General features: G+C 70.4%; 13 protein-coding genes and 2 pseudogenes. 11 read left to right on the plus strand and 4 right to left on the minus strand.

All coding sequences use genetic code 11. The annotated features are described in order from the left end of the window. The first annotated feature begins 32 nt into the window (after window positions 1-32). Window positions 33-722, plus strand: a complete 690-nt coding sequence (locus ACFY16_RS28250) for a glycerophosphodiester phosphodiesterase (RefSeq protein WP_390650004.1) — start codon at window positions 33-35, stop codon at window positions 720-722. A gap of 126 nt (window positions 723-848) precedes the next feature. Here the strand turns inward: ACFY16_RS28250 and ACFY16_RS28255 are convergent. Next, window positions 849-1,502, minus strand: a pseudogene (locus ACFY16_RS28255) (IS200/IS605 family accessory protein TnpB-related protein); the annotation flags it as partial. 444 nt (window positions 1,503-1,946) lie between these two features. Here ACFY16_RS28255 and ACFY16_RS28260 point away from each other — a divergent pair. Beyond that, on the plus strand, window positions 1,947-3,101 hold the full coding sequence (locus ACFY16_RS28260; protein WP_390650005.1) for a serine hydrolase domain-containing protein: 1,155 nt from the start codon (window positions 1,947-1,949) through the stop codon (window positions 3,099-3,101). On the opposite strand, the gene ACFY16_RS28265 is transcribed toward ACFY16_RS28260, so the two are convergent. Beyond that, the gene (locus tag ACFY16_RS28265; protein WP_390650006.1) at window positions 3,094-3,621 is read right to left on the minus strand and encodes a hypothetical protein; all 528 of its coding nucleotides are present in this window, start codon (window positions 3,619-3,621) and stop codon (window positions 3,094-3,096) included. The two genes, ACFY16_RS28260 and ACFY16_RS28265, sit on opposite strands and share 8 nt — an antisense overlap. Window positions 3,622-3,891: 270 nt before the next feature. On the opposite strand from ACFY16_RS28265, the gene ACFY16_RS28270 reads away from it, so the two are divergent. Both ACFY16_RS28270 and ACFY16_RS28275 read left to right on the plus strand, forming a co-directional pair. Next, window positions 3,892-4,599 (plus strand): SDR family NAD(P)-dependent oxidoreductase, encoded by a 708-nt coding sequence (locus tag ACFY16_RS28270; RefSeq protein ID WP_390650007.1) that lies wholly within the window; start codon window positions 3,892-3,894, stop codon window positions 4,597-4,599. 31 nt (window positions 4,600-4,630) lie between these two features. After that, window positions 4,631-4,759 (plus strand): annotated as a pseudogene (locus tag ACFY16_RS28275) (alcohol dehydrogenase); the annotation flags it as partial. Window positions 4,760-4,895: 136 nt separating this feature from the next. Here the strand turns inward: ACFY16_RS28275 and ACFY16_RS28280 are convergent. Then, window positions 4,896-6,335 (minus strand): gamma-aminobutyraldehyde dehydrogenase, encoded by a 1,440-nt coding sequence (locus tag ACFY16_RS28280; protein WP_390650008.1) that lies wholly within the window; start codon window positions 6,333-6,335, stop codon window positions 4,896-4,898. 178 nt (window positions 6,336-6,513) lie between these two features. Between ACFY16_RS28280 and ACFY16_RS28285 the strand changes: the two genes are divergently transcribed. From ACFY16_RS28285 to ACFY16_RS28315, 7 genes are all read left to right on the plus strand, one after another. Further along, window positions 6,514-7,032, plus strand: coding sequence for an Lrp/AsnC family transcriptional regulator (locus ACFY16_RS28285; protein WP_390650009.1), 519 nt, complete (start codon window positions 6,514-6,516; stop codon window positions 7,030-7,032). After that, window positions 7,017-8,399: an aspartate aminotransferase family protein gene (locus ACFY16_RS28290; protein ID WP_390650010.1), complete on the plus strand. Its 1,383-nt coding sequence runs from the start codon at window positions 7,017-7,019 to the stop codon at window positions 8,397-8,399. Before ACFY16_RS28285 ends, ACFY16_RS28290 begins: the two co-directional genes overlap by 16 nt. Before the next feature lie 231 nt (window positions 8,400-8,630). Beyond that, window positions 8,631-9,371: an ABC transporter ATP-binding protein gene (locus tag ACFY16_RS28295; RefSeq protein WP_390650011.1), complete on the plus strand. Its 741-nt coding sequence runs from the start codon at window positions 8,631-8,633 to the stop codon at window positions 9,369-9,371. Further along, window positions 9,353-10,849, plus strand: coding sequence for a hypothetical protein (locus tag ACFY16_RS28300; RefSeq protein ID WP_390650012.1), 1,497 nt, complete (start codon window positions 9,353-9,355; stop codon window positions 10,847-10,849). Before ACFY16_RS28295 ends, ACFY16_RS28300 begins: the two co-directional genes overlap by 19 nt. Window positions 10,850-10,925: 76 nt before the next feature. After that, window positions 10,926-11,333 (plus strand): VOC family protein, encoded by a 408-nt coding sequence (locus tag ACFY16_RS28305; protein WP_390650013.1) that lies wholly within the window; start codon window positions 10,926-10,928, stop codon window positions 11,331-11,333. Window positions 11,334-11,412: 79 nt separating this feature from the next. After that, window positions 11,413-12,540: an LOG family protein gene (locus ACFY16_RS28310; protein ID WP_390650014.1), complete on the plus strand. Its 1,128-nt coding sequence runs from the start codon at window positions 11,413-11,415 to the stop codon at window positions 12,538-12,540. A 159-nt stretch (window positions 12,541-12,699) separates the two neighbouring features. Continuing rightward, window positions 12,700-13,383, plus strand: a complete 684-nt coding sequence (locus ACFY16_RS28315) for an LAETG motif-containing sortase-dependent surface protein (protein ID WP_390650015.1) — start codon at window positions 12,700-12,702, stop codon at window positions 13,381-13,383. Window positions 13,384-13,444: 61 nt separating this feature from the next. On the opposite strand, the gene ACFY16_RS28320 is transcribed toward ACFY16_RS28315, so the two are convergent. Further along, window positions 13,445-14,245, minus strand: coding sequence for a maleylpyruvate isomerase family mycothiol-dependent enzyme (locus ACFY16_RS28320; RefSeq protein WP_390650016.1), 801 nt, complete (start codon window positions 14,243-14,245; stop codon window positions 13,445-13,447). Window positions 14,246-14,247: the final 2 nt, after the last annotated feature.

Consider the following 14,247-nt stretch of genomic DNA (forward strand, 5'->3'; position numbering starts at 1 on the left):
CCGCCCACGCGTCGCCCGAGGAAAATGGGCCCATGCAGACCCTGACAGCCGTGGCCCATCGCGGCGACCCCTACCGCTTCCGTGAGAACACGACCGACTCGCTGCGTTCCGCGCTCGAACAGGGCGCGGACGCGGTCGAGATCGACGTACGGCTCACCAGGGACGGCGTGCCCGTGCTGCTGCACGACGAGACGCTGAAGCGGTTGTGGGAGCAGGACCGGCCGCTGCGCTCACTGTCGGCACAGGAGGTGCGCGGGCTGACTGCAGGCGGGGTGCCGACGCTGGCCGAGGCGCTGGCCGCGACCGACGACAGCCGGGTGATGGTCGACCTGCCCGGCACGTCGGACGTGCGGGCGGCCCGCCGGGTGGTGGACGCCGTACGCGAGGCCGGGGCGCAGGACCGGGTGTACTACTGCGCCCACGCCTCGGCCATGCTCGCCGTGCGCGCGGCCGACCCGTCCGCCGAGATCGCCCTGACCTGGACGACCCTGGCGCCGCCGCGCCCCGCGCTGCTGGCCGCCGTACGCCCCCGCTGGCTCAACTACCGTTTCACGCTGGTCGGCCACGACCTCGCGGCCCGCGTCCACCACGACGGCTACCTCCTCTCCGTCTGGACCCCCGACACCCGCCGCTCCATGCGCCGCCTCCTGGACATCGGCGTGGACTCCATCACCACCAATCGAGTCGACCTGCTCGACTCACTGCGCCACAGGGCTCGTTAGGGCCTGACCACTCCGCGAACGCACGTGTTCGTGGAGTGTCGGTGTGCGCGTTTCCGCCGTGCCGCCATGGCCGGGAGTGGTTCCGCGGCAGTTCCCCGCCGTTGTCTCTGCGCGTAGATTCACAGGCGTCTCGTTGCCGAAGCGTTTGCCGGACTCCCCGTCCGCGGCCAGGAACATCCGCGCCGCCCGCCACCGCTCCCCCCAGGCATCCCGGCTCAGCCCGGCCGCATCCAGGTGGTGACGCAGACGGGCGAGCTTCTTCCCGCCGCGCACCACATGCACCCGGCCCGCCGCCCAATCCTCCTCCACCCCCGCCAGCCGGGACCGGAGCGCTTGCAGGCGGCGGGACTTGGCATGCCACTCCGACCGCGACCCGTACCCCCGCGCCAGCCCCGCCCGCTTGTCCGCCTTCGCGCCCAGCGGACGCGCCAGCCGCGCCTCGATGCGCGTGATCTGCCCCCGCAGCCACGCCATCTCCGCCGCCTGCCCGCGCCGGGCCAGCGCCCACTGATCGTGCGTGGCCTTGGTGATGCTGCCCGCCCACCTGGCCGAACAGACCCCGGTCAGCTCCCGCTTCCGTGCCGCCCACGCGGCCGCATCATGCTCCAGGCCCTGCCGGGACCGCACCGCGAGATCACCCGCGGCCAGCGAGCCGAGGAACACCCCCACCTCGGCCAGCACCACCGCATCCGCCCCGGACACCCGCAGCCGGGCCCGGATGGCCACACCCGAGGGACCGGGCACCACGAGCGACGCGGCCACCTCCCGCAACCCACCCACCCCGTCACCCCCGCCCGGTCCTGCACCATCCCGTCACCCCGCCCAACGAACCCCACCCGAAAAGGTCACGCATTCGACAGACGCACTCCCGTTCCCACTGACCGGAAACCCGCCCGCAGACTCGACTGCCGACGCTCGCCCATGCTCGCCAAAGCGCGCTCGTACACGGTCAAGGGGCAACAGTTCCGAACCCTCTCAGCCGCACCCTCGCTGCCGGCAATGTCGGAGATCACACCCGTGGGGACGACCGGACCGGCCGCGGGATAACACTTTTTCGGCACCCGTAGGGGATCACCCCGGCAACTCCCCTATTCCGTAAGGCACTTGCTCGGGGTCCGGTCAGGGGCGGACACCCTCCTCGCCGGCGATCCGGTGGCTCACGCACCGTCGGAAGATCATGACGAACCGTCCGACGACCGACCCGACCTCCACCGGAGTCCTCATATGCGCGCTCGCCGCCGCACCACTGTCCTCGCCGCCTCTCTCGTACTCGCCCTCACGGCGGCCGGACCGCTGGCCGCCCCCGCGTTCGCCGCCCCCGCGCCGGCCTCCGCCCACCGGACGAACGCCCTGGACACCGAGGCACTGAGCGCCGCGCTCGCCGGCCTCCCGGACGCCGACGCGACCGCGGCCCTCGTGCGGGTGGGCGGCACCGACGGCAGCTGGCGCGGCAGCGCGGGCGTGCACGACCTGACCGGCGGTGCGGCGGCGGACCCCGACGCCCGCTTCCGGGCCGGTTCGACGACGAAGGTCGTCACGGCGGCGGCCGTACTCCGGCTGGCGGCCGACCGGAAGATCGACCTGAGCACGCCGATCCAGCACTATCTGCCGGGGCTGCTCGGCAGGGACTTCCGGCCGATCACCGTACGGCAACTGCTCAACCACACCAGCGGCATACCGGCGGGCGACGGTCTCGGGGACACCTTCGCGGAGCTGTACGCGCACCGCTTCGACACGCTCACCCCGCAGCGGGTCGTGGCGTCGGCGGCGGCCAAGGGACCGGAGTTCCGCCCCGGTAGGCGGCAGCACTACCTGAACATCAACTACACGATCCTCGGCCTGCTGATCGAGAAGGTGACCGGGCAGCCGTACGCCACCGCGGCCACCCGGCTCGTGCTCGCGCCCGCCGGCATGCGGGACACGTACTTCCCCGGGACCGACCCACGCATCATCGGCCCGCACAACCACGGCTACCAGGCGGTCGAGAAGGCGGACGGGACGACGGAGTTCGTGGACGTCACCGAGTGGAACCAGGCGGACCGGTTCGCGGCCGGCGACATGATCTCCACGACCGCGGACCTGGAGCGACTCCTCACCTCCCTCTTCCGGGGCCGCGTCGTCCCGCGGCCGCAACTGCGGGAGATGTTCACGGTCCCGGCGGGCATCGACGGCGCCACCTACAGCGCGGGGCTCCAGCGGTTCGAGTTCGAGGGGAAGGTGTACTGGCTCAAGACGGGCGGCCGGTACGGCTACAACGCGGTCATCGCCGGGACCCGGGACCTGAGCCGCACCCTCGTCTACTCGGTCAACTCCACGGACGCGAAGAGCGAGGACATGAACCCGGTGGCCCGGCGGATCGCGATGGCCGCACTCAAGTAGCCGCCACGGCAAGGACGTCGGGGGGCGTCGCCATCGCCTCGAGCCGCTTGATCCTCTTCCGTACGACGTACAGCGGGATCACCCCGAACACCCCGAACGACATGTCGATCACGCTCCACCAGAAGGGGATCCCGCGGACCGGTCCGCAGATCAGCGCGAGCGGGACGATCCCGGCGCAGGCGATCATCCCGAACTCGACGACCCACACGTTGCGGACCGGGTCGCGGTAGGGCCCGTAGAAAGCGACGGCGATGACGAGATGCGCGAAGGCCAGCCAGTCCGTGCCGTAGAGGAGGAAGGGGTACTCGGCGTCGGCGACGTCGACTCCGTGCCGGACGCGCTCGATCCAGTCCATGAGGGTGGGCAGGTGCTCCGGCACGGACAGGGCCCGCAACAGGTCCTCGGTCCAGCGCAGTTCGTGCACCAGGGGGAAGGCCGTGGCGCCGCTGAGCACCAGGCAGACGACGAAGGCGGCCAGCCAGGCGCGGATGCCCTTCAGAAGGGCGGCTCTGTCGCTCATGGCGGCAGCGTACGCCCACAGTTGAACACGTTCAAAACATTTCCCTGAACGTGTTCAAAATCCGCCCCGGGCCAGCCGGGTCATCACCACGCGTACCGATGCGGCAAAGGTCGCAGCGACTCCAGCCCGGAGCGGGCCGCCCGACAACCGGATTGGCCTATCCAGTTTCATGGTACGGTCACGTCAGCAAACCGGAAAAGGCTATCCGAATCAGGAATCGGATAGACCTATCCATCTCCTGTTGTCATGTCTTTTGAGAAAGGACCTGCTGTGACCAGCATCGCCATCGTCGGAGCCGGGCCCCAGCTGGGCCTGGCCATCGCCCGCACCTTCGGCTCCCGGGGCTTCGACGTCGCCCTGATCTCCCGCAACCGCGACAAGCTCGACGGCCTCGTCAGCACGCTCACCACCGAGGGCATCAACGCCGCCGCCTTCCCCGCGGACGTACTCGACCGCGACGGCCTCACCCAGGCGCTCAAGGACGCCGCCACGCACTTCGGCGGGATCGACGTCCTGGAGTACTCCCCGGTGGGCACCTTCGGCGTAACCGCACTGACCGCTCCGACCACCACCGAGCCGTCCCATGTGGAGTTCGAGATGAACTTCCAGCTGTACGGCGCCATCGCCGCCACCCAGGCGGTGCTGCCCGCCATGCGGGAGGCCGGCGCGGGCACCCTGCTCTACACCACCGGCGCCGGCTCCATCTGGCCCGACCCGCGGGTCGCCAACGTCAACGCCGCCGCGGCTGCGCTGCGCAACTGGGTGAAGAACCTGCACAAGGAACTGGCCGACGCCGGCACCGGTGTCCAGGCCGCCCACATCGGCATCGACTCGTCGATCGGTGTCTCCGTCATCCCCGGCCTGGAGGCGGCCAAGCCCGAGCAGATCTCCCCGCTCTACTGGGAGGCCCACACCACCAAGCGCGACGAGGCCGAGCTCGTCTTCCGCCTCGGGGACGAGGGCTTCCCCCGCGGCTGACACCGCACCGGCTTTCGTGATCCAGCGTTCCTGCACCGAGCACGGCATCCTGCCCGAGACCGAGCTGATCGAGGCCTCGCAGATCAACGACGCCTACGAGCGCGTACTGGCCTCGGACGTGCGCTACCGGTTCGTGATCGACGCGAAGACCTTCGCCTGAGACTCGCGGCATCAGGGCGCCGTGTCAGCGGCCTCGGATCGCTGCCGATCCGGAGCCGCCGCAGGCATCGCGGCGCGGCCCCCTGACGGGAGATGTCCCGTCAGGGGGCCGCGAGTGTGTCCGAACCGCCGGAGGCCTACGCGTCGAGCGACGTCATCACGTGCTTGATGCGGGTGTAGTCGTCGAAGCCGTACGCCGACAGATCCTTGCCGTAGCCGGACTTCTTGAAGCCGCCGTGCGGCATCTCGGCGACCAGCGGGATGTGGGTGTTGATCCACACGCAGCCGAAGTCGAGCTTCTTGGACATCCGCATGGCGCGGGAGTGGTCCTTGGTCCACACCGAGGAGGCGAGGGCGTACTCGACGCCGTTGGCCCACTCCACCGCCTGGTCCTCGTCGGTGAAGGACTGGACGGTGATGACCGGGCCGAAGACCTCGTTCTGGATGATCTCGTCGTCCTGCTTCAGGCCCGAGACGACGGTCGGGGCGTAGAAGTAGCCCTTGTCGCCGACCTGTCGGCCACCGGCCTCCACCTTGGCGTGGGCGGGCAGACGGTCGATGAAGCCGGCGACCTGCTTGAGCTGGTTGGGGTTGTTGAGCGGGCCGTACAGGACGTCCTCGTCGTCCGGCTGCCCGGTCTTGGTCTCGGACGCCGCCTTCGCCAGCGCCGCCACGAACTCGTCGTGGATGGCCTCCTGGACGAGAACGCGGGTCGCGGCCGTACAGTCCTGGCCGGCGTTGAAGAAGCCCGCCACGGAGATGTCCTCGACGGCCTTGGCGATGTCGGTGTCGTCGAAGACCACGACCGGCGCCTTGCCGCCCAGTTCCAGGTGGACGCGCTTGACGTCCTTGGCGGCGGACTCGGCGACGGACATGCCGGCGCGCACGGAGCCGGTGATGGAGGCCATCGCCGGGGTCGGGTGCTCGACCATCGCGCGGCCCGTCTCGCGGTCGCCGCAGACGACGTTGAAGACGCCCTTGGGAAGGATCGAACCGAGGATGTCGGCGATCAGGACGGTGGAGGCGGGGGTCGTGTCCGAGGGCTTGAGGACGACCGTGTTGCCCGCCGCGATCGCCGGGGCGAACTTCCACACGGCCATCATCATCGGGTAGTTCCACGGCGCGACCTGGGCGCAGACGCCGACCGGCTCGCGACGGATGATCGACGTCATGCCGTCCATGTACTCGCCGGCCGAACGGCCCTCGAGCATGCGCGCGGCGCCCGCGAAGAAGCGGATCTGGTCGACCATCGGCGGGATCTCCTCGGACCGGGTGAGCCCGACGGGCTTGCCCGTGTTCTCCACCTCGGCCGCGATGAGGTCCTCGGCGCGCTCCTCGAACGCGTCCGCGATCTTGAGGAGGGCCTTCTGGCGCTCGGCGGGGGTCGTGTCGCGCCAGGCGGGGAAGGCTGCCGCGGCGGCGGCCATCGCGGCGTCCACGTCCGCCTGTCCGGACAGCGGCGCGGTCGCGTACGCCTCGCCCGTCGCGGGGTTGACCACCTCGGTGGTCCGTCCGTCGGCGGCGTCCCGGAACTCACCGTTGATGTAGTTGCGCAGACGACGCAGCTCGGTGCTCACTGCCGGCCTCCTGTCAGATCGAACTGTTTCGGTTGTCCCACTCACTGAGACACCCACCCTAATCGGCTGCCCCACGTTTTCAACACCCCTACTCCCTTCGTGGCTGCGAAATCCGCAGGTCTCACTCTCGTAAACAACGAATTTCATCGCTACGGCCTTGCGGAACTGTCGAGACGTCGTGCACAGTGAGGTCGTGGCCAGTCGAAGCGCAGACCAGAGGGACTCGCCCCGCGAGCCCAAAAACGGCACCCCGCACCTGGATGCCGTCTCCCTCGCGATCATCCAGCAGCTCCAGGAGGATGGCCGGCGGCCGTACGCCGCGATCGGCAAGGCCGTCGGCCTCTCCGAAGCGGCCGTGCGCCAGCGCGTCCAGAAGCTGCTCGACCAGGGCGTGATGCAGATCGTCGCCGTCACGGACCCGCTCACCGTGGGCTTCCGTCGGCAGGCGATGGTGGGTGTCAACGTCGAGGGCGACCTGGACCCTGTGGCCGACGCGCTGACCGGCATGTCGGAAGTCGAGTACGTGGTGATGACCGCGGGCTCGTTCGACATCCTCGCCGAGATCGTCTGCGAGGACGACGACCACCTGCTGGACGTCATCAACAAACGCATCCGGGCCCTCCCCGGCGTGCGCTCCACCGAGAGTTTCGTTTACCTGAAACTCAAGAAGCAGACCTACATGTGGGGAACCCGATAACCGTGAGCACCAAGGACCTCAGCCGAACCGCGTACGACCACCTGTGGATGCACTTCACCCGCATGTCCTCGTACGAGAACGCGCCCGTCCCCACCATCGTCCGGGGCGAGGGCACCTACATCTACGACGACAAGGGCAAGCGCTACCTCGACGGTCTCGCGGGTCTGTTCGTGGTCCAGGCCGGTCACGGCCGCACGGAACTGGCCGAGACCGCCTTCAAGCAGGCGCAGGAGCTCGCGTTCTTCCCGGTGTGGTCCTACGCCCACCCGAAGGCCGTGGAGCTGGCGGAGCGTCTCGCCGACTACGCGCCGGGCGACCTGAACAAGGTCTTCTTCACCACGGGTGGCGGTGAGGCGGTCGAGACCGCCTGGAAGCTCGCCAAGCAGTACTTCAAGCTCAAGGGCAAGCCGACCAAGTACAAGGTCATCTCCCGCGCGGTCGCCTACCACGGCACCCCGCAGGGCGCCCTGTCCATCACCGGCCTGCCCGCCCTGAAGGCCCCCTTCGAGCCGCTGGTGCCGGGCGCGCACAAGGTCCCGAACACCAACATCTACCGCGCGCCGCTCTTCGGCGACGACCCGGAGGCCTTCGGCCGCTGGGCCGCCGACCAGATCGAGCAGCAGATCCTCTTCGAGGGCCCGGACACGGTCGCCGCGGTCTTCCTGGAGCCGGTCCAGAACGCCGGCGGCTGCTTCCCGCCCCCGCCCGGCTACTTCCAGCGCGTGCGCGAGATCTGCGACCAGTACGACGTGCTGCTCGTGTCGGACGAGGTCATCTGCGCCTTCGGCCGCCTGGGCACGATGTTCGCCTGCGACAAGTTCGGCTACGTCCCGGACATGATCACCTGCGCCAAGGGCATGACCTCGGGCTACTCCCCGATCGGCGCCTGCATCATCAGCGACAGGCTGGCCGAGCCGTTCTACAAGGGCGACAACACCTTCCTGCACGGCTACACCTTCGGCGGCCACCCGGTGTCGGCGGCCGTGGGCCTGGCCAACCTCGACCTGTTCGAGCGCGAGGACCTCAACCAGCACGTGCTCGACAACGAGGGCGCGTTCCTCTCCACCCTCCAGAAGCTGCACGACCTGCCGATCGTCGGCGACGTCCGCGGCAACGGCTTCTTCTACGGCATCGAGCTGGTGAAGGACAAGGCGACAAAGGAATCGTTCAACGAGGAGGAGACCGAGCGCGTCCTGTACGGCTTCCTGTCGAAGGCGCTGTTCGAAAACGGGCTGTACTGCCGTGCCGACGACCGCGGCGACCCGGTCATCCAGCTCGCCCCGCCGCTGATCTCCAACCAGGAGACGTTCGACGAGATCGAGCAGATCCTGCGCGCGACGCTGACGGAGGCATGGACGAAGCTGTGACCCCGCTTGTGGAGCTTCCCTGTTGATCCTCCCTGTTGATCTTCCTTTGGAATGATCAACACCGGCCCCGGTGTCGACCGTTCGAGTGAGAAACGGCGGCCCGGGGCCGCGTGCTGTCCGGCCTCCCGCCGTCGCCTGCCTAGCGTGCCAGTGACCGATCGGCCCTGCCTTCGTTCCCCCGGACGGGGGAACGAACACGGGAATCACGGATCTGAACCGAGGTGTACGCCCATGGAGGCCCCGCCGGACAACGACGTGCTCTGGGCACGCTCTCTGCACTACACGCACGACGACGGCTCGCCCGCGCTCAGCGGCGTCTCGATCGGCGTCCGGGAGGGCGAGATCCTCGCCGTCAACGGCCCGCGCGGCAGCGGCAAGACCACGCTGCTGCGCTGCCTGTCCGGCCTGGTGCAGGCCCGGAGCGGCGAGGTGTGGTTCAACAGCGTCCCCGTGCACACCATGGGCCCCGTCACCCGGGAACGGCTCCGCCGCGACCGCTTCGGCTGGATCGACCCGGCACCGGTACTCGTCCCGGAGCTGAACGCCTGGGAGAACGCCGCGCTCCCCCTGATGCTGCGCGGCACCAGCCGCCGCCGGGCCAAGGTGGCCGCCCTGGAGTGGCTGGAGCGCCTCGACATCGGCGACAAGTCCCGCGAACGCCCGCACGAACTGCGCCAGGCCGAACGCCAGCGAGTCTCGATCGCCCGCGCCCTCGCCCCCGCCCCGACGGTCCTGTTCGCGGACGAGCCGACGGCCCCTCTGCACCGCGCGGACCGCGGCCACGTCCTGCGCACCCTCACCACGGCGGCCCGCTCGCACGGCATCACCGTCGTCCTGGCCACGCACGACGCGGAGACCGCGGCTCTCGCCGACCGCACGGTGTCGCTGCTCGACGGGCGGCGCGTGAACACCGTGCACCTGCCTCCGGTCGCCGAGACGGAAGGCCGGGCCGCGTGCTCGCTCTCCGCCTGACCCTCGTCGCCCACGCGGCCGTCCAGCTGCGCCGCCTCCTGGTGGCGGTGGCGTCGGCGGGCACGGGCTTCCTGCTCCTGTGCACCCTCGGCTACGCGATGAGCCACCCGGGCACCCCCGCCACCTCGCTGCTGCTGCGGCTCGCCTGGTGCGCGGTGCCGTTGGCCGCCACGGTCTACTTCGCGGTGGCCGTCGCCCGCACCGACCCGGCCACCAAACCCCGCCCCGGCCTCTCGGCGATCGGACTCGGCCCGGCCCGGCTGATGGCGATCTCGGCGACGACGACAGCGCTGTCCTGCACGCTCGGCTCGATGCTGGCGCTCCTCGTCTTCCTCCACCTGCGCGGCGATCTCACGGGCATGCCCTTCGACGGCGCGGCAGCGGAGTTCCTGGCCGCGAACACCCCCTTCCCCCTCCCGGCCGCCCTCACCCTGCTGTCCCTCCTCCCGGCCATCGCCTCGACGGCAACGGCCCTCACCCTGCGCCCGAAGGACCCCCGCCCCCTCCCGACCCGGACATCGCCCAGGGGCTACGGCCGCTTCGGCGCGTACGGCTACGCGAGCGCACCGGAGACGTTCGGGGCGTACGGCAGATTCGGGGCGCGCCTGCGGGCTTCCGCCGCGGGGTCGGGGGCGGGCCCGGACGCAGGCGCCCCACAGAAGAACGGCACCCCGTCCGCGCCGGGCCGCGCGATCGCCCCCTCAGCCGCAACGGACGGCACCCTGCAAACCCCGGACCACGCACCCGACCCCGCACCGCACCGCGCCTCGGACCACGCACCCGACCCGCACCGCAGCACGAACCACGCAGCCGACCCCGACACCGACACCGACACCGACGACGACCCGCACCGCCCCCCGGCTCCCCGCCCCGCCCCCTCCGCACTCCCGTGGGGCGTCGCCGTCCTCGCCGCCGGCCTCGCCGTGGAGGCGTACGCAAGCCGATCCGTCGCCGCCACCGGCCCGGAACTCCCCACCGGCCTGACCAGCGGCCCCGCAGGCGTCCTGGTCGGCTGGCTCCTCACCGCCCTCGGTCTCGCCCTGGCCGGCCCGGGCCTCGCCCACCTCTGCGGACTCCTCCTGCAAGCGGCCCGCCCCGGCGCCCTCCGCCTGCTGGCCGGCCGCGTCCTCATGAACGAGGCCTCCCGCATCGGCCGCCCCCTCGGCGTGGTCTGCGCCGTACTGTCGGCCATGTACGCCACCGCACCGCTGTACGACCCGAACGACCCGTCCTTCGGCCCCCTCACCACCCTGGGCGCACTGCTGGTGGTGGGCTGCACCGTGGCGACGCTCCTCACCGCGGCCGTCGAGGCCAGGCAGGCCCGCTCCGACACCACCGCCGCGCTGGTGCGCCTCGGCGCCCCGGCCACGATGCTGCGCGGTGCCGCCGCCCTGCGCGCCGGCGCGCTCCTGGCGCTGTTCGCACCGCTCACCCTGATCGTGGCGGAGCTGGCAGCACTTCCACTGACCCACCGATGAGTTTCGCGACGCCCCCCGGTCTACCCACCGAACATCAGGAACCGATGTCCGACCCGATGCCTCTGGGAGGCCCCGCATGTACCAGCAGATGATCTTCGTGAACCTGCCCGTGAACGACCTCGACGCCTCGAAGAAGTTCTTCACGGAGCTCGGCTACACGATCAACCCGCAGTTCAGTGACGACAACGCGGCCTCGGTGGTGATCAGCGACACCATCGTCGCGATGCTGCTGACCAAGCCGTTCTACGCGACCTTCACCGACAAGGAGATCACTGACGCCACGAAGACCAGCGAGGTCCTGATCGCCCTGAGCGCTCCGAGCCGTGAGAAGGTCGACGAACTGGTCGACCGGGCGCTCGCATCGGGCGGCACGGCCAGCGGACGCACACAGGACCACGGCTTCATGTACGGCCGCGCCTTCGACGACCTCGACGGCCACACCTGGGAGGTCATCTGGATGGACCCGTCGGCGATCGAAGGCTGACCCGCCCGCGGCACGGCCATGCCATCGAGGGCCCACCCGCCCCGAACGGACGCGCTCAGGACCGCCCTAGCATGGGCGGGTGCATTCGACGACACCCGCCCAACCGTTCGACGGCTCCCACGACCTCGAGATCGAGTCCCTCGCCGAGTTCGACGAGGTGGTCTCCGCCCAGGGCACCCTGTCCCACTACCGCGTCCAGGCAGTCGACCTGACGGACCGTACGGACACCCTGCTGACCCTGGACACCGCCGGCGCCGTGTTCCTCGGCTGCCCGATGGCCCCGGAAGCGGCCGCCCAGGTGCGTGCCGCCGGCGCGCTCGTCTTCCCGCCCGTCCCGGGCCTCCCCTTCGACCCGTACCGTGGCTTCGTCTACACCCCCGACGAACTCTTCGACTCCCTCGACGAGGGCTACGAGGCGACACCGGACGCCCTCGCGTACGCCTGGTTCCAGCGGACGAAGACGGACGGCGACATCTTCGCCTCCATGCTGCGTTCGATCCACGACGACGCCGTGTCCGACGCCCTCGACGAACTCCTCGTCGGCGCCCGGGTGGTGGGGGTCATGGGCGGGCACGCGATGGAGCGCGGCACGGCGGATTACGCCGGTGCCGCCCGGCTCGGCCGGGAGCTGGCGCGAGCCGGCTTCACGGTGGCCACGGGCGGCGGTCCCGGTGCGATGGAGGCCGCCAACCTCGGTGCGTATGCGGCACCGTTCGACGACGGGATGCTCACCGAGGCGCTCCGGCTCCTCGCCAAGGCACCCTCGTTCAGGCCCTCCGTCACCGACTGGGCGCACGCCGCCTTCGAGGTGCGCGACCGCTGGCCGGGTGGCGGCTCCTCGGTCGGCATCCCGACCTGGTTCTACGGCCACGAGCCGCCCAACGCCTTCGCCGCGCACATCGCCAAGTACTTCGCCAACGCCACCCGGGAGGACGGGCTGCTGGCCCGCTCGGACGCGGGCGTGGTGTTCCTGCCGGGGGCCGCCGGGACCGTACAGGAGATCTTCGACAACGCGACGCCGAACTACTACGAGTCACGCGGCGAGCCCACGCCGATGGTGCTCGTGGACCGGGAGCACTGGACGGAGAAGCTGCCCACGTGGCCCCTCCTCCAGGCACTCGCGCGGGAGCGGTCGATGGAGTCCCGAATCGCCCTGGTTGACCGGATCGAGCAGGCTCCGGAGGCGTTGAAACGTCTCGGCGGGTAATGGACAGGCAAAGCAAGTGCCCTTGAAGCGCATATGCATTGACACTACTTACAGAGCACTTATAAACCTGTGAGTCTCCTGGGGGTGGTGAGACTCGCCTCGGGGTTGCCTCATCTCCCCTTCAACCCCCCGCAGTTGTGCATCCCGTGAAGGGCAAACGTGTCCATAACTCGCCGCACCGCACGTCGTTCCGTGCGCATCCTCGGTGTTGCCTCCGCCTCGGCCGCGCTCGCGCTCGGCGTCGCGGGCAACGCGCTCGCCTGCAACATCAGTGAGTTCTCCGCCGAAGCCAAGTGCGACGGCACCAAGGGCGTCATCACCGTCACCGACGTGGACGCCTCCGGCACCTCGGCAGTCGTCTCGGTGTTCCTCGAGAACAACGGCGCCGACGCGAAGAAGATCGGCGAGCAGGAGGTCCAGGGCTCGCGCGAAGGCGTCACCATCACCTTCGACGAGGACTGGGCGCCGAACGCCGTCTACCGCGTCCACGTCACGGCCGGCAAGAAGGTCGACGCCGACATCTCGCCGAACCTGACCACACCGTCCACGGCCTGCAAGACCGAGGACACCCCGCCGGCGCCGGCCACCCCGCCCGCGTCGCAGACCCCCTCGGCCCCGGCCGAGACCCAGACGCCGACCCCGTCGGCGTCGGAGACCACCACCGCGCCCGCCGAGACCGCGAGCAACGCGCCGTCCCCCGCGGCCGGTGACTCCAACCTCGCCGAGACCGGTGCGAACTCCAACACCGGCCTGATCGCCGGCATCGCGGCGGCCCTGGTCGTCGTCGGTGGCGGTGCCGTGTTCTTCGGCATGCGCCGTCGCGGCGCGAGCAGCAACCGCTGACCCGCCGCCCACCGCGTACGCGCGTGTGGCCCGCCCCGCACCGGGGCGGGCCACACGCATGTCAGCCGAACGACGACCGCTCCAGCCAGAACTCCAGCAGCTCCCGCTCGCCGAGCACCTCCAGCCCCGGACTGTCCAGCGGCACCCGACGGTAGAAGGCGAGCAGCACCTCGGTGAGCGGACCGCGCAGGGCGGCCGTCGCCTTCTCGTGGCCGCGCCGCCAGCCGACTCCCTCATCGGTGAGCTCGACAATCCACTCGGCGTTCAGCTCGGGCGCGGTGTCCGTCGCGTGCAGATGGATACTCCGGACGCCGGGCCCGCGCAGATCGTCCGCCACCCGTTCCGGCGCCGTGCGCTGCACGAACTCGATGATCCCCAGCCACTCGTCGATCGCGTCGGCGGCCACGTCGGGCGCGACCTCGTAGGGCAGTCCGGCGGCGAGCGTCGCGTCCGCTCGGTGCACGGTGATCTCATGGGCCATCCGGCGGGCCCAGAAGCCGGCGTTGAGGACCCCGGCCCACGCCCACACCGTCGCGTCCGGCCCGGCCTCCCGGAGCGTGTCGACGATCATGTCGCCGGTCTCCGCGAGCCAGGTGTCCAGGGAAGCGGGGTCGCCCTCGGCGTCCGGTCCCTCGTGGCCCGGCACCTTCTCCTCCGGGATCTCCTCCTGCGCGCGCGTGCGCACCATCAGCTCCACCCAGCGCAGGGCGCCACCCATATGCCGTACGAGCTGCTCCAGCGTCCAGTCCGGGCAGGTCGGCACGGTCGCGGAGAGGTCCGCGCCGGAGGTCACCACCGCTCTCAACTGACCTACCTGGTGGGCGATCTGATCACAGTAGCGGTCATGTGCGAGAAGCGTCATAC

It is taken from the genome of Streptomyces sp. NPDC001315 (assembly GCF_042896175.1).
In the GTDB taxonomy this organism is placed as follows: Bacteria; Actinomycetota; Actinomycetes; order Streptomycetales; family Streptomycetaceae; genus Streptomyces.